This is a genomic window from Leptospira chreensis, from assembly GCF_016919165.1.
In the GTDB taxonomy this organism is placed as follows: Bacteria; Spirochaetota; Leptospiria; order Leptospirales; family Leptospiraceae; genus Leptospira_A; species Leptospira_A chreensis.
Window position 1 is genome coordinate 129,657 of the sequence record NZ_JAFFPS010000021.1, and the last position, 23,115, is coordinate 152,771.

20 protein-coding genes are annotated in these 23,115 nt (G+C 42.1%); 9 read left to right on the forward strand and 11 right to left on the reverse strand.

All coding sequences use genetic code 11. The features are described 5' to 3' along the window. The first annotated feature begins 262 nt into the window (after positions 1-262). On the forward strand, positions 263-3,010 hold the full coding sequence (locus JWG41_RS06415) for a hypothetical protein (RefSeq protein ID WP_205269106.1): 2,748 nt from the start codon (positions 263-265) through the stop codon (positions 3,008-3,010). 7 nt (positions 3,011-3,017) lie between these two features. On the opposite strand, the gene JWG41_RS06420 is transcribed toward JWG41_RS06415, so the two are convergent. Beyond that, on the reverse strand, positions 3,018-4,190 hold the full coding sequence (locus JWG41_RS06420; RefSeq protein ID WP_205269107.1) for a DUF3095 domain-containing protein: 1,173 nt from the start codon (positions 4,188-4,190) through the stop codon (positions 3,018-3,020). An 89-nt stretch (positions 4,191-4,279) separates the two neighbouring features. On the opposite strand from JWG41_RS06420, the gene JWG41_RS06425 reads away from it, so the two are divergent. After that, on the forward strand, positions 4,280-6,043 hold the full coding sequence (locus tag JWG41_RS06425; RefSeq protein WP_205269108.1) for a glycoside hydrolase family 3 protein: 1,764 nt from the start codon (positions 4,280-4,282) through the stop codon (positions 6,041-6,043). Positions 6,044-6,047: 4 nt separating this feature from the next. Here the strand turns inward: JWG41_RS06425 and JWG41_RS06430 are convergent, their stop codons facing one another. Beyond that, on the reverse strand, positions 6,048-7,193 hold the full coding sequence (locus JWG41_RS06430) for a hypothetical protein (protein ID WP_205269109.1): 1,146 nt from the start codon (positions 7,191-7,193) through the stop codon (positions 6,048-6,050). Between the two features lie 44 nt (positions 7,194-7,237). Here JWG41_RS06430 and murA point away from each other — a divergent pair, with 44 nt between their 5' ends. From murA to JWG41_RS06455, 5 genes are all read left to right on the forward strand, one after another. Then, the gene (murA, locus tag JWG41_RS06435) at positions 7,238-8,542 is read left to right on the forward strand and encodes a UDP-N-acetylglucosamine 1-carboxyvinyltransferase (protein ID WP_205269110.1); all 1,305 of its coding nucleotides are present in this window, start codon (positions 7,238-7,240) and stop codon (positions 8,540-8,542) included. Beyond that, positions 8,543-9,220, forward strand: a complete 678-nt coding sequence (locus JWG41_RS06440; RefSeq protein ID WP_205269111.1) for a 4Fe-4S dicluster domain-containing protein — start codon at positions 8,543-8,545, stop codon at positions 9,218-9,220. It abuts the gene before it with no gap. A 173-nt stretch (positions 9,221-9,393) separates the two neighbouring features. Beyond that, entirely contained in the window at positions 9,394-9,708 is a 315-nt protein-coding gene (locus JWG41_RS06445) for an LIC10235 family protein (RefSeq protein ID WP_002973161.1), read from the forward strand. Between the two features lie 137 nt (positions 9,709-9,845). Then, positions 9,846-10,625, forward strand: a complete 780-nt coding sequence (locus tag JWG41_RS06450; RefSeq protein WP_205269112.1) for a hypothetical protein — start codon at positions 9,846-9,848, stop codon at positions 10,623-10,625. Positions 10,626-10,858: 233 nt separating this feature from the next. Continuing rightward, positions 10,859-12,223: a FliI/YscN family ATPase gene (locus JWG41_RS06455; protein ID WP_205269113.1), complete on the forward strand. Its 1,365-nt coding sequence runs from the start codon at positions 10,859-10,861 to the stop codon at positions 12,221-12,223. Here JWG41_RS06455 and JWG41_RS06460 read toward each other — a convergent pair. Further along, positions 12,220-15,366 (reverse strand): SpoIIE family protein phosphatase, encoded by a 3,147-nt coding sequence (locus JWG41_RS06460; protein ID WP_205269114.1) that lies wholly within the window; start codon positions 15,364-15,366, stop codon positions 12,220-12,222. The two genes, JWG41_RS06455 and JWG41_RS06460, sit on opposite strands and share 4 nt — an antisense overlap. An 82-nt stretch (positions 15,367-15,448) precedes the next feature. On the opposite strand from JWG41_RS06460, the gene JWG41_RS06465 reads away from it, so the two are divergent. After that, positions 15,449-16,048, forward strand: a complete 600-nt coding sequence (locus JWG41_RS06465) for a flagellar FliJ family protein (protein WP_205269115.1) — start codon at positions 15,449-15,451, stop codon at positions 16,046-16,048. Further along, on the forward strand, positions 16,048-16,698 hold the full coding sequence (locus JWG41_RS06470; RefSeq protein ID WP_205269116.1) for a periplasmic-type flagellar collar protein FlbB: 651 nt from the start codon (positions 16,048-16,050) through the stop codon (positions 16,696-16,698). Before JWG41_RS06465 ends, JWG41_RS06470 begins: the two co-directional genes overlap by 1 nt. A 21-nt stretch (positions 16,699-16,719) precedes the next feature. On the opposite strand, the gene JWG41_RS06475 is transcribed toward JWG41_RS06470, so the two are convergent. The 8 genes from JWG41_RS06475 to JWG41_RS06510 form a co-directional block, all read right to left on the reverse strand. Beyond that, the gene (locus JWG41_RS06475) at positions 16,720-17,283 is read right to left on the reverse strand and encodes a guanylate kinase (RefSeq protein ID WP_205269117.1); all 564 of its coding nucleotides are present in this window, start codon (positions 17,281-17,283) and stop codon (positions 16,720-16,722) included. After that, positions 17,280-17,564: a DUF370 domain-containing protein gene (locus tag JWG41_RS06480; RefSeq protein ID WP_015681102.1), complete on the reverse strand. Its 285-nt coding sequence runs from the start codon at positions 17,562-17,564 to the stop codon at positions 17,280-17,282. Before JWG41_RS06480 ends, JWG41_RS06475 begins: the two co-directional genes overlap by 4 nt. A gap of 12 nt (positions 17,565-17,576) precedes the next feature. Beyond that, on the reverse strand, positions 17,577-18,452 hold the full coding sequence (locus tag JWG41_RS06485; RefSeq protein WP_205269118.1) for a hypothetical protein: 876 nt from the start codon (positions 18,450-18,452) through the stop codon (positions 17,577-17,579). Positions 18,453-18,498: 46 nt separating this feature from the next. Then, complete coding sequence (locus JWG41_RS06490) at positions 18,499-18,789, reverse strand: hypothetical protein (RefSeq protein WP_205269119.1); 291 nt, start codon at positions 18,787-18,789, stop codon at positions 18,499-18,501. 12 nt (positions 18,790-18,801) lie between these two features. Further along, positions 18,802-20,793 (reverse strand): FapA family protein, encoded by a 1,992-nt coding sequence (locus tag JWG41_RS06495; RefSeq protein ID WP_205269120.1) that lies wholly within the window; start codon positions 20,791-20,793, stop codon positions 18,802-18,804. 4 nt (positions 20,794-20,797) lie between these two features. After that, complete coding sequence (whiG, locus tag JWG41_RS06500) at positions 20,798-21,598, reverse strand: RNA polymerase sigma factor WhiG (protein WP_004785020.1); 801 nt, start codon at positions 21,596-21,598, stop codon at positions 20,798-20,800. Between the two features lie 101 nt (positions 21,599-21,699). Then, positions 21,700-22,173 carry a hypothetical protein gene (locus JWG41_RS06505; protein ID WP_205269121.1) on the reverse strand — a complete coding sequence of 158 codons (474 nt, stop codon included), beginning with the start codon at positions 22,171-22,173 and terminating at the stop codon, positions 21,700-21,702. Then, positions 22,174-23,097 carry a MinD/ParA family protein gene (locus JWG41_RS06510; protein WP_205269122.1) on the reverse strand — a complete coding sequence of 308 codons (924 nt, stop codon included), beginning with the start codon at positions 23,095-23,097 and terminating at the stop codon, positions 22,174-22,176. It abuts the gene before it with no gap. Positions 23,098-23,115 lie beyond the last annotated feature (18 nt).

Consider the following 23,115-nt stretch of genomic DNA (forward strand, 5'->3'; position numbering starts at 1 on the left):
ATCAATTGATAAATTATAGATTCTAAAATTAACACCATTTGGAATCTATGATCAGCTTTTATAACATAAAGTTGCCATGTAAATTGGGACTTCCCACAAAAAACACTTCTGGGATTCCGCTACAAATTGCTTATTTTTCATTCACCAACTAACTATTGTCTGTAGATAAATCAAAATTTCATACGAAGAGGATTTTCGTTGCTCATAATGGATAAAATCAAAGAATTGGACTAGTTTTAAGACTCGTGACTGGAAATTATTTATGAACGTTCGCCAATACATCCGCCCCTTCCTCCTGGTCCTCCTTTTGTCCTTATTCTCATTCCAAAATTGTAGTGGGCAGGTCTCCGCGGGTGATACCTTCCTCTTTGGGTTCAGTGAACGATTCGACAGATTGTTTGGAAACGAAGCAACGGTGGCTTGTTCAACGGATGTGACGATAACAACGAAGGCGGTGTCACTGGTGGAAGATGGGGATGTGACAGCTACTTTTAATGCAGCCAATGATAACGGTTTAACCGAAGTGGATGATGTGGCCGATGGAACATCCTGGGGTTACAAATCATTTGAAACTTGTATTTATCCCAATTCCCCTTTCACAGGTTCCGTAGAAATTCCAGTTTCAGTCACATCTAACTATGGTTCACGAGTCACTTACACTCAATCGGTACCAGCACCTGGAGTTATGCCTTCCAAACTCACCTTCACTGGGAGTGGATCAGCGGTAAGACAGTGTTTTATATTTGCAAGAGATGATGATGGAATAAGAAATCCATCAGTAGATCCCATGGCTGTTGCCTTAGGAACAATGGTTCAAAAAGATGGAAGTGGAAACGTAACATCGGGAACTTATTCGGGAAAGGATGCCTGCGATATTTCTGTATCTATTGAGGATGATGAAGGTCCGGGAGTGCGTGTCTCCAATATATCTCGAGTGATGGAAGAACCTGGCCAATTAGCGACCGCTACGGATGGAACATTCAAAATCAAATTACGAACCACACCCACAGCCACTGTTACCATTCCCATCAATGAAGTTTATGATTCAGTGAATGCAAGTAACAGAGAAGGTACTGCAAATCCGAAAACATTAACTTTCACCAACACAACAGAACAAACAGTAATTGTTACATCTGTTGATGATTTGGAAATCGATGGGTTGAAAGTTTATACCATTGAAGTTGGGAATACAACGAGCACAGATTCAGAATACAACGGGATCAAACCAAGAAATGTTGTGGTCTATAACCGAGATCAAAGTGTTCCAGGTTATGCCTATTCACGTTTTGATGCAACCACAGGAACAACAGGAACCGCAGGCGGAGCAATCAATAGGTTTGCAACAGACGAAAGCAATCAATTCGGTACTAGATACTCGAACTTTCAATTAAAATTACGAACTAAACCGACTAACGATGTTACACTCACTTTCTCTTCTAGCTGCGGAAACAAATGTACAATCCTAACTCCCACTCTAACTTATACTACCACCAACTGGAATACATACCAAACATTTCAAGTGGAAGGGAAAACTGATTCAGCGAACACTGGGAATGCGGACTATACGGTTTCCTTTGTTGCTTCTTCAGCTGACTCTACATACAATACAACGGTGGCGGAGCCAACATTTACGATTCGCTCTTGTGATAATGATGGAACCCATTCTCTCCAACCATGTAACTTTTCAGGGTCAGCATTAGGAACGACTGGAGGTCGTTTATCTGCGGCAGAAGGTGGATCTACCAATATTTGGATGATCGCTCAATCAAATCCAGGATCAGATACAACTGTTGGAGTCATAAGTTCAGATACAACCGAAGGAACAGTTCCCGCATCCGTTACTGTCACTACTTCCAATTATAACTTTATGGAGTCAGGCGGGGCAAACCAAATCCTTCTCACTCATGTGGACGATATCATTGTAGACCTGACTCAAAATTGGACTATCACCACAGCAACCTCCACTGGTGGTTTAGCTTATGATCCAATCGATATTTTTGCTGCCACTACGGATGACGAAAAAGCTTTCTATATAACGCATACAGGTTCGCCTAGAGAAGGGACTGCCAATGTGGCAACTGTCCATGTTTGTTTGGGGGGAAATAACCCGACTCAACCCGTGGTTCTCAATATAACTTGTAAATCGACATACACCGTAAACGAAGGTGCCCATGGAGAGTGTGGCACGATCACAACATCTCCCATTACCTTTCCTGTGAATAGCGAGGTAGAACCAGGCAATGCATCAGATTCAGGTTGTGCAAGTTCTACAAAGAAACAATCTTTTACAGTGTCAGGTTTAGATGATACTTTTGCCGACGGGAACCAGGTCTTTGATATTCGATTCGCGATGGTTGCTAACACAGATACCAACTATTCGGTCGCAACAAACCCGAGTGATCATTCCATAACTAATGAAGATGATGAACCTTTAGGAAAAGCGATCTTTGTCACTTCAGGAAGTTATAATGGGGAAATGACTGCGCAAGGTGTATTTGCGGCTGATGATACATGTAATAATAACAAACCTGCTGGAGTTCCGGTTGGGACATACAAAGCTTTAATTGTAAGTAATAGTGGCGGTGGTGTGACCAATGATCGAATTCCGAATGGAACCAATTGGGTGTTAACAGCTTTACGCCATTATTACCGATGTAATTCATCTGGATATGCCAACTGTAGTGATCAACACACGAGGTTATTCATCGCAAATGGTTCCGCTGGATTTGACCCAACAAGTTTAGGAAGAGCTTTTTCTACAACGGGAGACCAATATTGGACAGGGATGACAAATACTCTTACACCAGCGACGCAAGCCAGTCCACCGACTTGTCCTGGGGACGGATTAACTTATATCCATAACTGCAATGGGTTTACTTACCAAAACTGCCCTTCTACACCGGCAACATTTCTTTATGGACAAACTTGGACTATGGCATCCTCCACGAGTATCACGAGCCAAGAGTCCATTTGTTCTGCGGAAAAGAAACTCATCTGTGTGCAACAATAAACAAAACTTAAACCAACACCTTTAACTTCTCTTTCAGAGACTTGGCGGCCATAGCAAAACCGCCGTCAGCTCCATCCACAAAGTGAACTTCCTCAGAGGAAGCTACTTTCAAAACACAGGTCATAAGCGACCTGTTCGATGTATAAATTCCATAACAAAGAAGTCCCTCTTTTTCCAACTGGTCTAAAAATTTAACAAGACCTTCTCTATGTTGTTTGGATCCATCAATCACCATCTTTAAAGTTCCATCATACTTACGAAAGTCAGCAGAAAGAACCTGGTAGTCTTTTAATTTATTTAGGGAATAATGTCCTGAGCGCAGAGGGATTCCAAACTTCATAGCAATTGCCATCACTGTTCTTTCAATCCAAATCTCAAAGAGTGTCCGATAAAACTTAAAGCCACTGGCTTTGCCCACACGAGCGAGGGCTTCATTACGCAGATAAGGGCCCGAATCCAGTTCAATATTGGTCACGCGTAAGGGATGGTAGTCTACTTCTTCCCCGTATTCCGAACGAATGAAGTTCAGTACACGAGTGACTATCTTTTTACAAACTTCAAAATCTTTATGGATGGGTTTAACAATGAGAGATACAATCTCACCACGTTCACTAGGTATGTCCTTCCAACGACAAGTAAATCCAGTAAAATCAGCAGGCATTATCTTTTCGTTTACGCGAACGAGATAAGACTCATCCTTTCCTTCTTTGATCCACTTTTCTGCGAGTGGTAAAGCATCACCAAACAAAGAACATTGGACATAGTGATCAGAAGCTCGAAACTTACTTAAAAATAATTCGGCACCTGCGTGATACAATTCCTGAACGGGAACAATCCCTGCTCGCATCTCGAGTCCAAAAGCAGACTGCACTTGCGAAATGGTATCAGCAATGGCCGAACGAATCGGAAATAATAAATTGATCGGAAGCAAAAAAGTAACTCCATCGCCACCGAATACAAAAGGAAAATCCATATGTCCATAGACATTGGCCACGGCAATGGCAGTAAGACCTCCCGCCGTGTTCACATCCTTATAACGTCCTTCTTCAATGGCCTTTGTGGACCCAACAATGTCTGTAATCAGAATGAACCAATCATCGGGAACCTTTGTGGGCATACTGCCTTCAAAAAGATTTTTAAAATCAGGACTTGGTTTTAGGTTTTTATAAAAATCATCCACAGAGACTCAGACGATTGATTCTACCACAAAGGAGATATTTTTCTTGGTTGTCTCGGAAAAGCCGTCCGTAAATCGTACTATCATACGTTATGAACAAAGTTCTTCTTCGCACATCCTTTTCCCTCTTCCTCCTTTTCGGATTTTTTGGCTCTTCCTATTGTTTTGGATTTTATTTGAACGAACTTGCCGCCAACGAACGTAAGGTTTGGTTGGAAGAAAAAGCATGGGCCATCACGAATGCAATGACAGAAGCAGAACTTGTGGGACAAACCATCCACATTGCCATCCCCCAAAAGACAGTGGATGCGATTGCTCTTGAAGAGATTTCCGCAACAAAACCAGGCGGAATCATTCTCTTCGGAAAGAACTTAGGTAAAAAAGAAGAAATCCTCTCCCTCACAAACGGATTACAATCGGCTGCCAAAGACAAAGGCCTTTCCCCCTTTCTCATTTCCACAGACCAAGAAGGCGGGCGTGTGTTCCGAGTCCAAGATGGGATCACTCCCTACCCTGGTGCCATGGCTGTGGGACAAACAGGAAATACCGAATGGGGAGAAACTGTAGGTTTTGTCACTTCTTATGAACTTCGTAACCTCGGACTCAATTTTCTTTTTGCACCCGTTCTTGATATCAATAACAACCCTTTAAACCCCGTCATCAACACACGTTCGTTTGGTTCTGATTCCAAGCGAGTTTCGAACGTGGCAGTGGCTTACGAAAGAGGAGCTCGAGCTGGTGGATGCCTTCCTGTCATCAAACACTTCCCTGGACATGGAGATACCACAGTGGATAGTCATCTCGGCCTTCCTATCATTAATAAAAGTTTGGAGGAGTTAGAACAATTGGAACTGGTTCCTTTCAAAAGATCCATTGCCGGTGGGGCGGAAGCAGTGATGTCGGCTCATATCATGTATCCCAAAATTGATCCGCAGTTTCCTGCCACTCTTTCCAAAACCATACTAACCGATGTTCTACGAAAAAACTTAAACTTTGATGGAATCATTATTACAGATGCGATGGAGATGCATGCCATCTCTAAAAATTATGAAAAGGACAGACCGGGAGTTTTGACCATCCTTGCTGGGGCCAATATTGTTCTACTGACAAGTTGGGGGGAAACCGCTCGTAAGTTCAAAGCCCAATTGAGTGAAGCGTATCAAAATGGGGAGTTCCGTTATGTAGACAAAGAAGGAAAGGAACATGACATCCTCAAAGAAGCTGTCCAAAAACAAATTCGTAAAAAACTAGAACTAGGTCTTTATGATGAAAATTCCATCCTTCCTAAAGTGTATGAGGAAAACCAAAAACAAAAAGAATACTTAACCAACTGGAATTTGGAAAGAAACCAAAGATACAGAAAACTATCCGAGTCCAAGAACTTTGTCAAAGAAATCAATGAAGACTCCATCCGTGCCTATCCCAAATCATTGGTCACTTCGGGAATTCTCATCGATGAAACTCTTTCCTTTGTGAAAAACAATCGCTTAAAAGAAACTCTAAAATCCAAAAAGATAAACACCCTTCCTTTTAAATCGTTCCAGGCCCAAATTAAAAACAAAACCACCACTTATCTTTTTGATTCCACTTCGGAACCAGAAGTTTTATCCGTGGCCGCTCTTGCCAAAAAATATCCAACCAAACGATTCATCATCTTACATGGCGGAACTCCGTTTATCAAACTACCGGAACTTCCGAACTTACAGTATTTGTTGTCTTTTTCTTTGACCCAAGGATCCTTTGAAGCATTCGGCGAGAAACTCACCTCGGGAAAAGAGATTCCCAAAGTGGATTTGATTTTATTACAAAAGGGATCGAAGACACCATCCAAAGGTGCCTTCCCTGAAAGATTGTAAGTTCTTAAGTTAATACTTCTCTGACACCACCACGTTTGCGGATTTCTTCATACAAAGTTTTTCGCACCGTTTCGTCGGCATCCACATAACGAAGCAAATACAAATCTGACTTTTGTTTGGTGGGCATCATCTTAGCTCGTATATTAAACATGGGTCCATTTTCTAAACTAAAACTCACTTCCCAAAGATCCTGAAGTTTCCAAATTTCTTGAGAGATTCCCGAAGGAAAGGTAAACAAAACGCCACGATCGGACAATCGTTCCGACATAGTAATGAATGTAGTTGGTGTTTCTTTCATTTCAAATCGTTTTTGGTTGTTTTCTTTTTGGTCTTTAGCAATTCGTTTTAATACTTCTAATTGTTTATCAATATTTTCTTCTGTGAGTAAAAGTTTGTTTTTATCTAGTTCCAATACTTGTTTTTTTTCATCTGGTGGTGGCCAAGGGGAAACCGTAATGGATACTTTATCCATTAACATCAAATGAGACTCTCCCTTCCTTTCAATCCTTCCATTAAAATGAAAAATGGCTCCACTTTCATTAGTTCGCAAAATGGTTCCTTCGAGCAGATAACCACCGCTACTTGGCCTGAACACATATAATTTTGCTTCCTTACCTGGAACTTGTAAATCCTTAGAAATTCCTTTGATCGACAAAAGGAGTTCGTCTGCTGTTTTTTGCATCACATAGGTAAGTTCCTCTCGGCCATCAGCTTCGAGAGCCGCCACTTCACCCACAGAAAGATCATTGAGAGAAAGAATTTCCTTTTTGAACTCCACCCCAGACCGAAAGAGTTTATCAAAAAGCTCTACTTCCTTTTCTGTAGTATTGCCGTTCGATTTTAAGAAATAGCGATATAAAGCATTCTTTAGTTTGTTTCGATTTTCAGGCAAAAGATAAAATTCCTGTTCATCCTCATTCAAGTGGTCGTAAAAAGAATGGAGAATATTGAGTTCGAGTTGGGTGCACTTCCTGGCGGCGGCATATCTTTGGAACTCAACCCAGTGATTGGTAACGCTCGATTGTTTGTTTTGTAAATAATTCATCACCTTCACGTAAATAAAGGCAGCAACTCCCATAAGAAAGATGTAAAACAGGTAGATAATATCAAATTTTGGAAAAATCCAAACGACTTGTGCTATAAAATTCATAATTTACTTTTCCTCATATCCGTATTGTGTCGAATGGAAGCAAGGTGAGTTCCTCCTACTTCAAAATTATCGGCAAAAATCCTCTCCACGGGACAGTAGTTCCCCAAGGGAATAAAAACGAAGCGCTCCCGCTTCTCGGAGCCCTCCTTCTTTGGGAAGGGGACGTCATTCTGGAAAACCTTCCCGAAATTGCCGATGTTCTCAAACTCATGGAAGTCCTCCGCCAAATTGGAGTGGAAATCACAGCCCTCGATACAAAAGGATCATACCTCTTTCAGAAAAAAAATCCAGTGAAATCGGATCTCCCTTATGAACTTTGTTCGCAGCTCCGAGGGGCAGTGACACTGGCCGGACCCATCCTGGCACGCACAGGTAGGGTCTTCCTTCCCAAACCTGGTGGGGATAAAATTGGCCGTCGTCGCATGGACACCCACTTACTTGCCTTAGAGGCACTCGGTGCCAAAATTGAAGTGTTTCCCGACGGATATATGATCACTGCAGACCGTTTGGTGGGAAAAGACATCTTACTTGACGAAGCCTCTGTAACTGCGACAGAAAATGCGGTGATGGCTGCCGTATATGCAGAGGGCCTAACAACGATTCGTAACGCCGCCTCCGAACCCCATGTCCAAGGACTTTGTCGTTTTTTAAACGCCGCTGGTGCCAAAATTGAAGGAGTGGGCACAAACCACTTAACTATCTCAGGAGTGAGCAAACTCTCTTCTCCGTTAGGTGGACTCAAACATAGAATTGGATCTGACTATTTGGAAATTGGATCGTTTATTAGTCTTGCGGCCGTGACTGGGGGAGAAATCCATATCACCGATGTCAATCCAGAAGACATTCGTATGATCCGTATGGTCTATTCCCGTTTGGGAATTGAAGTGAGACCGACCGAAAATGGAATCCTTGTTCCTTCGGACCAAAAGATGGAAATCATCCCCGACTACCATGGTGCCACTCCCAAAATTGATGATGCTCCTTGGCCAGGATTTCCCGCCGATATGACCTCTGTGGCCCTTGTCACCGCAACGCAGTGCAAAGGAACAGTCCTCATCCACGAAAAACTTTTTGAATCCAGGCTTTTCTTTGTGGATAACATCATTGCCATGGGTGCTCAAATCATCCTCTGTGATCCGCATAGAGCCATTGTGATTGGTGCCAACCGTTTGTATGGGCAAAGGGTCGCAAGTCCCGATATCCGTGCGGGTATGGCGATGATCATTGCTGCTCTTTGTGCCGAAGGCCAAAGCGAAATCCACAATATTGTTCAAATTGATAGAGGTTTTGAATCGATTGATACCCGTCTCCGTTCCTTGGGTGCTCAAATCGAAAGAGTCTCTGATTAGATGAAACGAAAGGATCTTTTCCGCGAAGGTTTTAAGTCTGTCTTTCAATTTACATTTAACAAGGCAGACGAATTAACCGAAGCCATTAAAGAAGTTTGGGAAGACGAAAAAACTCCCAAACCAAAATCCACCCGCAAAAAAAAACCACCGTCTAGCAACGAAAAGTCGACCTCTAAACAAACAACTGTCCGGAAACGCAAAACGCGAATGTTTCAGACACTCGCCCTACCTCCCGGTGCCGCTCCCGATTTTTTTTCTCTTTGTACGGGATGTAATGAATGCATTTTTGCATGTCCTTATGCCGTTTTATTTCCTGTCCCAGTTCCCGAATCAGGCAAAATATTTCCTCATTTGGATCCGAACGCTAAAGCATGTCATCTCTGCACGGATTGGCCTTGTATTAGTGTTTGTCCTGAAGAGGCTCTACTACCGTACGAAGTGTCCGGAGAAAAACCAAATTTCGGTAAGGCGAAGGCCATCACAGAACATTGCATTAACGAAAAAACTGGTGAACCTACCTGTAATGTTTGTTTTGTTGCCTGTCCTATCGAAAAAACAGTGAAATTTAAGGGAAATTTGCCTGTTTTTGCATCATCCTCTTGTACTGGATGTGGACTTTGTGTTGAGTCTTGTCCTAGTTTTCCTAAAGCAATTCAAATCAAATTCAAAAAACAATAACGATCACCTATCAATCGTTTTAGAAAAAAAAATCATCGCAAAACATCAAAAAATTGTTATTCGGTGAAAAAATATCTTGAATTTTTTAGAGAGGAGAGAGATACCTTTGTTAGAGCAAGGGTTTTTCCCTCGTCAAAAAGATAAAAATTTCAAATTTAAAGGAAAAGAAAGCTATGGAACCACAAAAAGTAGGACCAGGACAAATCGACAAAATTGCAGAGGATTTGAAAAAAGATCCTGAAAAATCCATTGGAAATTACCTTTTCAAAGGATTCAGAATTCAAATCTCTAAATACAAAGCATCCGGAGCGGAAAGAGTACAACAACTCTACAAAAGAAGAAGAGCTCAAGGTCTTTGCATCGTTTGTGGAACCAAAGTCACTCGTAAAAATCCTGTTACAGGAATCCTTTACAGACTTTGCGATACACATAGAGCGGAAATTGACCAAAAAAACAAAGAAAAAGCTAAAGCAAAAAAAGGAAAATAAACCTTTATCTGCATTTTTCTAACTAAGAGGGGACTTTGGTCCCCTTTTTTGTTTACAGGCATAACCTTTCGCCTATCTTTTTTGTCATGAAGTTTCTCCTACCAATATTAGCCCTTACCCTAATCGGATGCTCTCAAATGATCTGGCGCCATGCACAATTGGCAGAAGAAGTCTCTCCTAGTAACGATCCCAACTTTAACTTAGTTCTTACCGTTGCTTACGAAGAAAAAGATTCTTGGAATCCTTTAAACGGAACCACAGACAAACGAAATTATACAAGTAAAATCAAATTGGTAAAAAATGGATCTACCGGCGGTAAATCAGTGAAGGAATGGGACCTTCCTTCTTGGTCTTTGGGAGATGGAATTTTTTATCACACTGGTTCTTCCACTTTATTTGTGTTATATGGAAAGGATGATGAATATGGAACCTTAAACCAAACACTCTCCCTTTATCCGGAAAAAGGTGGGGCCTTCTCTTATCCAGCCACTCCCGAAAAACGAATCATATTCCAAATGGCTCCATCCCCTAACGGTAACTTGGTGGCTCTTGTCACAGCAAGTCCCACCTCGGAAGGGGAGTTTTCAGAATTTGAATTAAATCTCATCCAACTCTCTGACAAAAAAATCCTAAGTTTTCCCATCAACTTTTGGACGGCCCTCCCCCTTTATGGAATTCGCTGGGCCGAAGATGGGAAAAAACTCTATCTCCGAACTCCTGACCGCATTTTGGTTTGGGCCGGAACCGACATCCAAGAATCAAAATCCTTTCCTGATTGTTTTACCGTCTCCACAAACTTCGGCAAGTGGGCTTACGAATCAGCGAGTGTCGGCGAAGGCGGGAATGTAGTCTTGGGCAAAAAATTGCCAACTCCACGTCAAATCTCCAATATCGACCAAATCAAACTCTGCCGCTAAAGCCAAAGTAGGTTCTCTCTTTGTCAGAGGCTCCTATGTCTGGGATAGACGGGAGCCTTCGAAGATTAGAAATAAGAAACAGAACCCTGGCCCTTGTCAATCCGTGTTCTCAAGCTAGGCCAACAAGTCTAGCAGGTGGATCTTGGGCTCCGGCATATCCGCAACGACCTCTTCCCCACCCTCAATTCGCTTGATTTAATTATGTCACATGATTGGATGAGTGAAAAGCCCCCATGATCGAAAAGAAATTTACGGAACATATCGATGCCATTTCCAAATACCTGAATGTCGTCGAAAAAATTGAGCCCATTCGCAAAAGTGGGGTCGTTGTATCCGTGGTGGGCAATGTCATTTATTCCCAAGGCCCTCCTGATTCCAAAGTAGGCGAAATCTTAGAAGTGGAACGCGGGTCGGACAAAGGATATCTTGCCTGTGTCCTTGTTGGTTTTAAAGACCATCTCTACACCTTAATGCCATTAGGTGACACCCAAGAAATATTTCCCCATGCTTTTGTCTTCTCATCCGGCCGTCAAATCACTCTCAATGCAGGACCCGAGCTCTTAGGACGCGTGTTAAACGGTCTTGGTAAACCTATCGATAGCAAAGGGATTCTCATTACCAAAGAAGAAAGAGCCTCCGAACCTCGATTCCTCAATCCACTGGATCGTCCTCCCATCACCGACATTTTAGAGACTGGTGTTCGTGCGATCGATGGAATGTTGACTGTAGGTCGGGGACAAAGGATTGGAATTTTTTCTGGATCTGGTGTGGGTAAGTCAAGTTTACTCGGGATGATCGCTCGTTATACGAACGCTGATGTCAACGTAGTGGCTCTGATTGGAGAGAGGGGTCGCGAGGTAAATGAATTCTTACATGTGGAACTTGGGAAAGAGGCTTTGGCCAAGTCCGTTGTATTTGTGGCAACCTCTGATTCATCCAAAATGGAACAAGTCAGTTGCGCCAATTTAGCTTGTTCTGCTGCCGAATACTTCCGGGAGAAAGGAATGTCTGTCAATTTGTATATGGACTCTCTCACTCGTTATGCGGAAGCTCTGAGAGAACTTTCGATTGGAGAACCAGTAGTCACAAAAGGATATGCCTCCAGCGTATTCTCCAAGATGGCAAAACTTGTTGAGAGAGCGGGGACTTCGCATAATGGTGGTTCGATTACTGGATTTTATACCGTATTAACCGATGCCGAAGATGATATGGATGATATTGTCGCCGATAAGGTGCGCGGATTTATTGACGGACACATCGTTCTCACAAGAAAACTAGCTGAACAAAGCCACTATCCTGCGATTGATGTGCCAGCCTCTTTATCAAGGCTTATGCAAAAGATTGTTAACGAGAACCATTATATGCGTTCCTCGATTGTGCGAGAACTGATCTCCAAATATAAAAACTCAGAAGATATCATCTTACTTAATGCTTATGTTCGTGGTGCTGATGAAAAGGTAGATATGGCCATTGATAAAAAATCACAAATTGATGACTATCTCCGGCAAAGGATTGAAGAAAAATCAAGTTACAACGATGCCATCAAACGATTGGAAAAAATCCTACAATCTTCGACTCGTAATGAGGATGATTTTTAATCAATCTCCAAGATCACTAGCGTTACATCATCATCGGGAGATCGATTTCCAGTAAATTCTTTGATCCTTTCGAGTAACAACCGTTTGGATTCAGAAATAGGATATCCACTGTATCTTTGTACAATGTTTTCCCAATTTTCCTGACCAATCATTTCTTTTTCCGCATTGGTGGCTTCTGTAATCCCATCCGTGTACAAAACAATTCGATCCCCAGAATGAAGAGGGACAATATCTTCCTGGATGTCTAATTCGGGAATCCAACCAATGAGTTTTCCTTGTGGCAAACTGAGTTTTGATTTGGATTCCCCCACCCGGTTGATGATAAGCGGGGGATGGCCGCAGCGTGCATGGATCATTTCTTTTGTTTCTAGATTGATATAAATATAGGATGCCGTGAGAAACGCTCCCTTCATTTTTCCAAGTAAGGTAGAGTTGATTTGGGTCATGAGTTGGGCAGGTTCTCTCGATAAACGCACTTGCGTGGAGAAGGCAATCTTTAACATCGCAGAGATGAGAGCTGCGGGAATTCCATGGCCCGAAACGTCCGCCACCATCACACCAAGTTCCGTCTCGGAAATGGCATGAAAATCAAAGAAGTCCCCTCCTACACTGTCCATGGGTTCATAATAAAATTCTGTTTTGATACCGACAATGTTTGGGGCTTCTTCGGGAAGGATGGAACTTTGGAGTTTCCTTGCCAGACCAAGCTCATTTTGAAAAGCAATGAATTTGTTTTGTTCAGCTACCGCTTTTTTCAAAGTGATCAAATTCTTGGCACGAGAGATTAACTCTCGTTTGTCGAAAGGTTTTGCTAAATAATCATTTCCACCGGCTTCTAAAGAAGCGATGATATCGGTGATTTGATTTTTTGCTGTTAAAAATAAAATTGGAAGTTGGTATAAGGAATAGGACTCTCGTAAAACTGTACAAACATCATACCCACTCATTCCTGGCATCATAATGTCGAGTAACATCAGCTCAAATGGGCCTTCATCACGTACCATACGGATGGCATCTCCACCATTGGCCGCTTCATGTACGTCACAACCGATGAGTGTTAGATGATTTTTGAGAACTTGACGATTGATGGGTTCATCATCCACAACAAGAACTTTGATTTTTTCCCCATCATACTCATCACTGGTTTCTTCAATGGGTTCAAATTCCGGGGACTCACCCCCAAACCATAAGTCTGTCTTTTTGACAGGAGGTTTTTCCATTGGGATTTCCCCTTCCCTTGCCAAAGGAAGAGTGAATCGAAACATAGAACCTTCTCCTTCTACAGACTCCACCCAAATCGTTCCACCGTGTAATTCCACCAAACGTTTGGAGATGGCAAGTCCAAGCCCAGTCCCACCAAACTTACGTGTGGTGGATGCATCTACTTGTTCAAAGGATTTAAATATATCGGCAAACTTATTTTTGGGAATTCCAATTCCTGTGTCTTTAATGGAAAGAACCAACATCCTTTCCATAATTTCAGCAGAAACATCAATGCGACCTTTCTCTGTAAACTTAATCGCATTCCCAATCAAATTGAATAGGATTTGTTGGAGTCTTGCTTCATCTCCTAGAATCGGAGGGAAATCCATGGGCACGTGGTTCCGAACTGTTAGGTTCTTTGTGAAATAAAGTGGTCTGGAAATCACAAGAACCAAATCACAAATTTGGTGAAGATCAATGGCCTTGAGATCCAAATCCAAATCTCGATTTTTCATCTTGGAAAAGTCCAAAATATCATCCACAAGAGAAGACAAACGTTTTCCGGAACTGACAATCATTCCTAAATTTTGCCTTTGTTCTTGGTTCAGCTTTCCACCAATTCCATCAAACATAGATTCGGCGATTCCAATGATTCCATTCAAAGGTGTTTTCAATTCATGTGAAGTATTTGCGAGGAATTCATCTTTTAGTTTATCGAGTGCAAGGAGTCTTTTCGAAAGTAACTCCACATCGGAAAAAGCCTTACTAAACCGCCTGGAGAGGGTTAAAGACTGTACTAATATAAATACAAAAATCCCAATGGGAATGGCTTCCACAGTATAAACAATTTGGTAGGCATTGAGTAAATCGACAAAGGCAGCGACCGCCACAGAAATGATTCCGATGGCAAATAACAGACTACTTTCTTTTTTCGCCAAAACCGCACGGAACACACCTTGAAATATCAAAAGAATACCGGAAAGTAATACAATATGAAAGTATCCATTTAACTTTGTATAAATGGGTGTGGGTAAAACCAAAATAAAACTGACAAAGATAAAGGTGGGAACGAGTAGAATTCGATGCATCCAACGTGGATAGAAATTGGGATAGAACTCGCGAAAAAAAGCAAAGAAAAGATAGGGCGATAAATAGAAAGTTAGAAACTCAATTCGAAGGCAAAGGTTCCAACTGATATAAGGTGAGATTTCATTGAATCCAAATCTTTCTCCCGTGAACAAAGTCCGAAGAGCCAAAATAAAGGCTGCAAACCCAAAAAGTAAATTTCCTTTATCGGAACGTCTAAAATAGAACAATCCAAAATGGTATAAAGCGATGATGAAAACGGCACCTGCCAAAAATAAAGACGAGGCTAAGTCTTTTTCATTTTCTTTGAAGAGTTTCTTCCACTCACCTACGTAAGGCGGCTCCCACATTCCCCCTTTGTCATGGTGAAAATTTGACATTTCCACCAAAAGTTCGTTAGGTCCTTCCTTCCAAGGAAGAGGATAAAATTGGAATTGATAAGAAGGTATAGACTCTTCGGGAATTTTGGAAACCACACCGGACGAACCGAGAAGTTTTCCATTCCAATACACACGCGATGCCGTAGCCAAATCCACAAGTTTGATCCCATAGACTGTATCTAGGTCTGTCCCCTCTGGCCTTTCTAAAACCAATCGATAAGTTCCAAATCCGTTCCCAGTGCCAAGCTCCGAATTCCAAATTCCAGGAACCAAAACTTGGAGTTTCTTCTCAGGAATTTCTGTGGATTCGGATAGGAAGGTATGGGGATAGAACTCCCATTCCCCTTCCAAGTGGACGGGGTTTCCCTGGCTTTTGCGTACGATTTCGGAGGGAGGTGTTGCCAACAATGGGAAAGCCGTTAGGCTATAGAAGACAAACGCCGAAACAATCAAATGTAAGTGTTGATAAGACAATATTGCAAGTTTTACTCATTTTTTTAAAAATACGAGTAAAAAAGAGTACAAAAATTATTCAGAACCGAAGAAATAGACAGGTGTGAAACGATTTCGTTTTAGTTTAGAGACAGTTCTCAAATTACGAGGTTGGCGGGAAGAAGAAGAAATCCGTCGGCTCTCCCTAGTTGTCTCCAAACTCAATTCCCTCATTGGTGAAAAAGATTCCAATGAAAGAGAAATTGAATCTTCCTACGAAGCCATCCTTGCCTCCTCTAAAGTGGGGACAAGCCTTTCCGATTACCTTTCCATCGAACAATACATCCAGGGCCTTATGCGACGCAATGAGGAATTGGATGAACGAATCACTGCACAAAACGAAGAAGTAAACCTAGTTCGTAAAGATGTGATGGTTGCTCGAATGAATAAAAAGGTAATCGAGGTTTTGAAAGACAAACGATTTGCGGAATGGAAGAAAAAACGAAACAAAATGGAACGAAGAGAAGTTGAAGAATTTAACCTTCAACTAAGCAAACAATCATTATTCGATTCGACAGAAAGTTATGGGCCTTCAAAATCTAAAAAAATTCCAAGAACTTTCAAAATTCTGAACCGTGAAGACGGGGGTGATGAACTGACATCCGACTTCAAAACTCTTCGTGATTTTTATGAAAAATTCTACCTAGGACAAGGGAAATCATAATGGCAAGTGTAACTGATAGCACAAGATCCTTCTTTTTAATCGTACTTATTTTCTTTTTGATCGCCATTGGATTTTTTGTTTTTGATTACTTCCAAGTCATCAATGCCGAAGACTATTTGCCGTTTCTTAAAAAACAAGCGGGATTAGTCAACCAAGACCTTCTCTCTCCCACGGAACTAGAAAAACTAGAGATGGAAAAGGCAAAAGAAAGACTGATTGCTGACCGCGAAGAACTAGAACAAATGAAACGTGAGTTAGAAGAAAAATCTTCTTCGCTCCACGCCGACAAAGAACGTTTGGAAGAACTCAAAGAAGGAATCCAACGTAAAGAAAAAGAAATGGCGGACAAGTTGAAAAAAGAGAATGCCCGCGCTGAAAAAGTAAAGGTACTCGCAAACAAGGTAGCCAATATGCCACCGGAGTCGGCAAGAGATATGTTAATCAATTGGCCAGACTATGATATCATTGAAGTGTTTGAACAAATGGATAGAGATGCCGAAGAGGATGGAAGGCAAACCATCACCACCTACCTTCTCACACTCTTTCCTGCCGAAAGAAGGTCTGTGATCTCCAACAAATGGTTGGATGCAGGAGCAAAGAATGTTCCTAATTATGGAAAGAGTATCGACGAGGATAACGACGAACCGTAAAACTTAGTTTGTCCGATTGTTTTAAGATTCTTTTCGAAAGAGAATGGCTTTGACGTCTGCAATGGCGTCTTCAAGTCGATCATTGACTACCACATAATCAAAGCTTGGTGCTTCATCCAATTCCCGAATTCCATTTTCGATCCTTCGTTCAATGCTTGTTTTGGAATCGGTTCCGCGTCGGATCAAACGTTCAATCCAAATCTCTCGGTTTGGTGGTTCAATAAATATAGTCACAGATTCAGGTCGTAGTTCTTTGACTGACTTGGCACCTTGTACATCCAAATCGAGAAGGGCTACCCTGTGTTCCCGAATGGCAGCAAGGATGGGGCCTTTCGGAGTTCCGTAATAATTGCCATGTACTTCTGCCCATTCATAAAACTCGCCATCGGCAATTCGTTTTTTAAATTCAGGAACAGAGAGAAAATAATAGGTTTTGCCTTCCACATCTCCAGGCCTTGGCTCTCGTGTGGTACAAGAAATGGAAAAATAAAAATCAGGAAACTCGGCGAGTAGTTCTGAGATGATGGTAGACTTTCCTCCACCAGCGACAGAAGAGATAATATATAAATTAGGATTTACTTTCAATCTTCAGACTCCTCTTCTCCCTCAGCAAAATGGTTATCCCCGGATTCTAGCCGTTTGGATAAACTTTCTGGTCGGATTGCAGAGAGGAGGATATGTCCGGAATCTAAAACGAGAACAGATCTTGTCTTTCGTCCCCCAGTGGCATCGATCAGCCGGCTTTCCGACTTGGCTTCCGAACGAAGCCTTTTGGCACCGGCAGAGTCCGCCTGAAGGATGGTCAGAATTTTCGAAACAAATACTACGTTCGAAAAACCTACATTGAGTACCGGAAACGAAGACATGGAAACATATTTTTAGATTCTTCTAGATCGATCAAGTCGAATCGTTTCAATTAAATGAATTTCATGAATGCCGATATTCATCGCTTCTGAAATTTCATCGTGTTTGTATCCTTTTTTGATGAGATGAACCACTTTATCAATCTTTGTTGCTGATGCGGTGAGTTCTTCCAATGCCGACTCAATCGAAAGATCCACTTTATCCATACTCATTTTTTGATAAGAAGCAAAGGCGGGATCATTGGCTTTGGATACTTCGTTTAGGAATTCTCGTTTTTTAGATCCATCTACTAGTTCATTGCGAATGGATTCGGATGGTTTTTCTTCTGTAAATGGATTTCCACCGACCGTATAATTCATCTTAGGTTGAAAAGTTGGCACTTCCAAATTGTCAAATGATTCTGCGGAAGGAGATGTTAGTGCTTCCATTCCAAAAATTCCTTTCACAGCTTTACCTAGTTTTCCAAACGCTTGGTTGACTGCCCCTTCTGTGGTTTCCGCCTCCGTTGTTGGAACTGGAATTTGATTGGCTTGGTAGATTTTGCCGATTCCTGTTCTTTGTTCTTTCAAATCAAGGACAGGTTCTTCTTCGAAGGTTGGCTCAGGAACTAACTCCGATTTCATGGAAAGTCCAGAATTTTGGTAATGTTTGAATTCTTTGACGAGGATCTCTCCTCGTTCCATCATAGAACGAAGGGCCACCATCTTCGATTCGATGACCGCAACGGTAGCATCTAACTCGCGTATGGTTTCCTGTGTGGCCATATCAATGGCCCTGTTCAATTTTTTGTCGTAATATTCTTGGACTGCTTTTTGTACTTTTGCCGAGATGAATACATACATCATCCCACAAAATAATAAATTAATTAAAACAAGGGAAAAGAGTTCCATGTCATTCTCCTACAGAACATTTCCAACAACATTCCGGAGTGAGAACTTAAGCTTTTAAATCAAAACGAGATCCCCGAACCAAACTAGGACGATCATAAATGACTCCCTCTTTGGAATAAGCATAAACCGAATTTTCTTTGTCTTGTTTCGGTTTCGCCGCCGAACTTAGGTTCCCTGATTTTGTTTCAGGAACCGTTTGGGCTCGGTTTTGGGTTTGGATCACAACCTTTTGCAATTCCACCACCTGGTTTTGGTGGGTGAAGGGATTCTCTGCCTGGGCCCTACGTGCAAAATCGTAGTGGTGGGCGATACTAGCGAAGTTTTCGTTTAGAATCATCGAAAGACCCTCTTAATTCTTAGACTTACCACGCCCTCTCTTTTTTCTCCAGTCATTTTTCTGTTCATCTGGATCTTCGTAAGGAGCACTGCGGACCTGGGACTCTTCTTCGTAGAAAGTCTTTGCTTTGGTCTCGTGGCGGAGTTTGAACTCAGAATTACGGATACGGATGGTAACACCTGGGAAAATGGTCTTTTCGACCGAAATACGGCCATTGGCAGCCTGTTCGTCCATGTATTCGGTCAGGGTTTGGATGTCCTTCCCTGCCTCAGCAATCCGCTTTTCGAGTTTCTTGGTTCCGGCATCTAATTTCTGTAAATGGGCATCCTGCTCGGCGGTAAAGCTCGCAGGGTCGGCTTCTTTTCTCGCCTTTAGGGTGCGCATGGTCTTTGTGAGTTGGTCGAGTTTGTCCTGGTTTTCTTTTCTCTTCTCTTCGTATTCCCCAATCTGTTTTAAGATCTTGGGATTGTTTCCCACGATGAGATCGGTTTGGGGGTTCGCTTGGGAACCAATGATTTTGGCAGAAATGAGTTGGGCGGCTTGGATGGTCCCGCCTACAATTTGGCCCCGTTTTCCTTTGCAGGAAATTTTTCCCCCAGCCATCAAATGAGAATGTAAAATTCCTTCTTGGACAATGATGTCTTTTTCTGTAATACAAGTGGCGTTCTGGATGAACTTCGCAACGATGTTTCCGCCAGTGGATTCCACACGTGCCTCTTCCCTTCCCGTAACCCCTTGGCGGACAATGATGTCCCCATCGGCTTCGACAATGGCCTTTTGAACGGTTCCATAAATTTCAATGTTACCGGCAGCTTTTACTGAATAATTATCTTCTACGTTTCCTGTGATGATGATAGAACCAAGGAAGGTAACATTTCCTGTACGAACTCCCACATCTCCATTGATACGATACACCGTTTCCACAGAAAGTCTTCCAGCGGCGTATAACACTTGTCCGTTGACCTCTGCAGTAAGACGCATTTTGTCTTCAGAAAGAATGGTTCCTTTTCCTTGTTTGAGTTCTGTATCCAAACCGTCTTTGGCAGCGAGGACCATCCCAAACAAGTTGCGTCCAAACTTTCCTTTTTCTGCTGGAAGTTTTTCGGCAAGGAGTTGTCCTACGACAACGTTTTCAATCATATCTAAGTCTTTGTAATCCACACGACCCGATTGGTCTTCTTTGAAGTTGATTTTCTTTTCTGTTCGAACATAGTATTTGATTTCCGCATTTTTACCGTTCACTGGGAAATCACCTTCCGCACCAATGAAAGGTTTGTTCTGAACATCTTCCTCTAGAGCCTTACGTATATCATCTTCTTTGAGTCCATGTGCCACACCCATCCCTTTGAGTGCTGCTACGATATCCGACACTTCCAAATCACGACCACCTGGCCTTGCTGGAAACACAGTCACAAATGCTCTCATATTCTCTTGAGCAATTTCTACGTTGCAACTAGAGTCATTTCCAGCCTTTGGTTTCTGATTTGAAATGAGAACCGGTTCCCCTTTTTTTTCTTTGAGGATTTTATTGATTAGATTTTGATCAACACCCGCCACACCACGAAAGGAAAGTTTTTTAGAAACATCCGCCATGGACATGGCAAGACCTTCCCCACTCGGCGGATATACAGTAATGAATACACCGGTTCTGTAAATTTTAACAGCAACCCGACCATCTTTGTTTTTAGGAGTGACGAGTTCCTTTAAATCTTTGGAAACTAATTTCCCACTACCACCCGTTAGATGTTCGTCTAAAAGACTTAATTCATCAAGTAACATATCATCGGGAATGATGGAGGCACGGATATGATAAGGTTCGGAAAAGAATAAAGACTTCTTTCCTCTTTTTAAAACAGCATAATCAATTTCATGAACTTTGCGGCCCAAGTGTTGTGATGCAATTGCCAGACACTCTTCGATGGTATCGGCAATGACTTCCACTTGTTCTTTTTCCTTACGGTCGAACTCTTTCAGTTCCTCTGTAAGAAATTCAGTGAGAGACATTCAATTACCTTTTTTGGATCGCGGATTTTACTTTAGAGAGTTTACTACGGAGTCTTGCGACTGCTTTTGTATGGAGTTGGGAAATTCTAGATTCCGTAACTTCCAAAACTTCACCAATTTCTTTTAAAGTGAGGTCTTCATAATAATAGAGTACGATGACTTTCTTTTCTTTTTCTGGTAAGGATTGGATGGCTTCTACGATTACATTTTTGATTTCTTCTTTTTCGATGATATTGTCTGGGTTCATATTCATCGGAGATTCCAAAGTTTCCATAAAGGAAACTTCATCGTTCTCATCACCGAGAAACCAAATATCATTTAAAGAAACAAGAGAGGTTCCAGAAAGTTTTGCAAGGAGTGAGTTGTATTCTTCCATGGAGACGCCGAGTTCTTTTGCGATCTCTTCATCATCCACTTTTTTGCCTTCTTTGTTCTCAAGCATGGCAATGATGTTTTCTAACTGTTTTGCTTTTTGACGAATGGAACGAGGGATCCAGTCCACACTTCTAAGTTCGTCAAAAATGGACCCACGGATTCGGGTCATGGCATATGTTTTGAATTTAATTTCGCGAGAAGGGTCAAACTTTTCAATAGCGTCTAACAGACCAAAAACGCCATAACTGACGAGGTCTTCAAATTCGACATTTTGAGGCATTCCGATCGCAATCCGCCCAGCCACGTGTTTGACGAGAGGTGAATATTTTTCAACAAGGTAACTTCGGATTTCCGCATCCTTTGTGACGCGGTATTTTTTCCAAAGATCTGTCTCATCAAACTGATTGTATTTGTCTAGCAATCTTGACATAGGGAACCGAAGTACGGAATCTCTTACTTTATAGAAAAAATCGTAAAGAAAGGGAAATTACAAGAGGATTTTTTCTTATGTCCTCTAAAAACAGTAATTTTTCAACCCTCTTGGGTATCATCCTTGGCCATCATGGTGCGAATCGCCTCTGCCATAAGTTTTGGCTCGTTTTTGATCGCAATTTTATCCACAATGATGTGATCTCCAAATTTTCCTGACTTGGCCATGGCAAGTTTTGCATCCATGACATTGTCCCCCATCGGTTGGACTCCAAAGTCATCAGAACCGACGGACTCAGAACGAGATGGCTCCATACCACCATGTTCGTGGTCATAGTCATCGGAATGGCTTTCGCCACCAAATCCGCCAATAGAAAACACACTAAGGAATTCTAAAAATTCAGGGACTTTCTTTTGTAAGACAGAGAAAACTCCAAACCCCAAACCACCGAAAGCAAATGTAGAGATGAGTGAGACAAAGAGGATATAACCCAGCCGGTTGCCGACAAGAAACCCACATGTGGTGCTAATGATGGCACCAAGGACTGCAAATCCCAGTACAAATCCGATCTGCACTTAGTTGCCATCCTCCATGTCCTCTTGCATTTCCTTCTCTTTGGAGTCCACAAAGCTGAAGAATTTTTTAAAGAAACCTGTAAGGCCTTCTTCGTCATCATAACCACCTTCCGTTTGTAAGAGGGTGTGAGTGACTCTTGTGAGGCAAGCAGCTGCCTTAGAGCGAGGAGCTCCGATGATGAATGGTTTTTGTTCCCGGATGGACTTCTCCACCTCTTCATCTTGAAAGATAAATCCTAAGTTCTCAACTTGGACTTCTAAAAATTGGCCAGAGATATCGATGACTCGGTCGGCAACTTTTTTCCCTTCAATGGCAGAACGCACACGGTTTACGATGATTTTGAGATTTTTGTCTTTGGATTGTGAAACAATGGACTTGATCAGGCCATAAGAGTCGGTAATGGAAGTCGGTTCTGGTGTGGTAACAACAATCACTTCATCGGCAGGCATCACAAGACCAATGACATTGGCAGAGATACCCGCACCGGTGTCTATGATCATCACATCATAACGATCGAGTTCTACGAATCCTTTGATTAAATTGTTTCTTTGTGTTTCGTTGAGGTTGGCTAATTGGGAATACCCAGACGCACCAGCAATGATGTCCACACCTTCTGGAGTCGAGATCACAATGTCTTTCAGAGATTTGTGGCCTTTCACCACATGGTATAAATTGTATTTCGGAATGATGCCGAGAAGAACGTTGACATTGGCAAGACCCAAGTCACCATCAAAGATCAAAACTTTGAGTCCGGTCTTTGCAATGGAGATAGCAAGGTTTACAGAAACTGTACTTTTCCCTACTCCACCCTTGCCGGAAGCTACCGCAATGATTTTGGTTTTTTTAACTGCATCCTGAGGTTGAACAAGTTTTAATCCAGTACCAGTTTCAGTGAGCTTTCTAAGATTTGCAGCTTGGTCCATCGTTACCCCTAGGTTTCA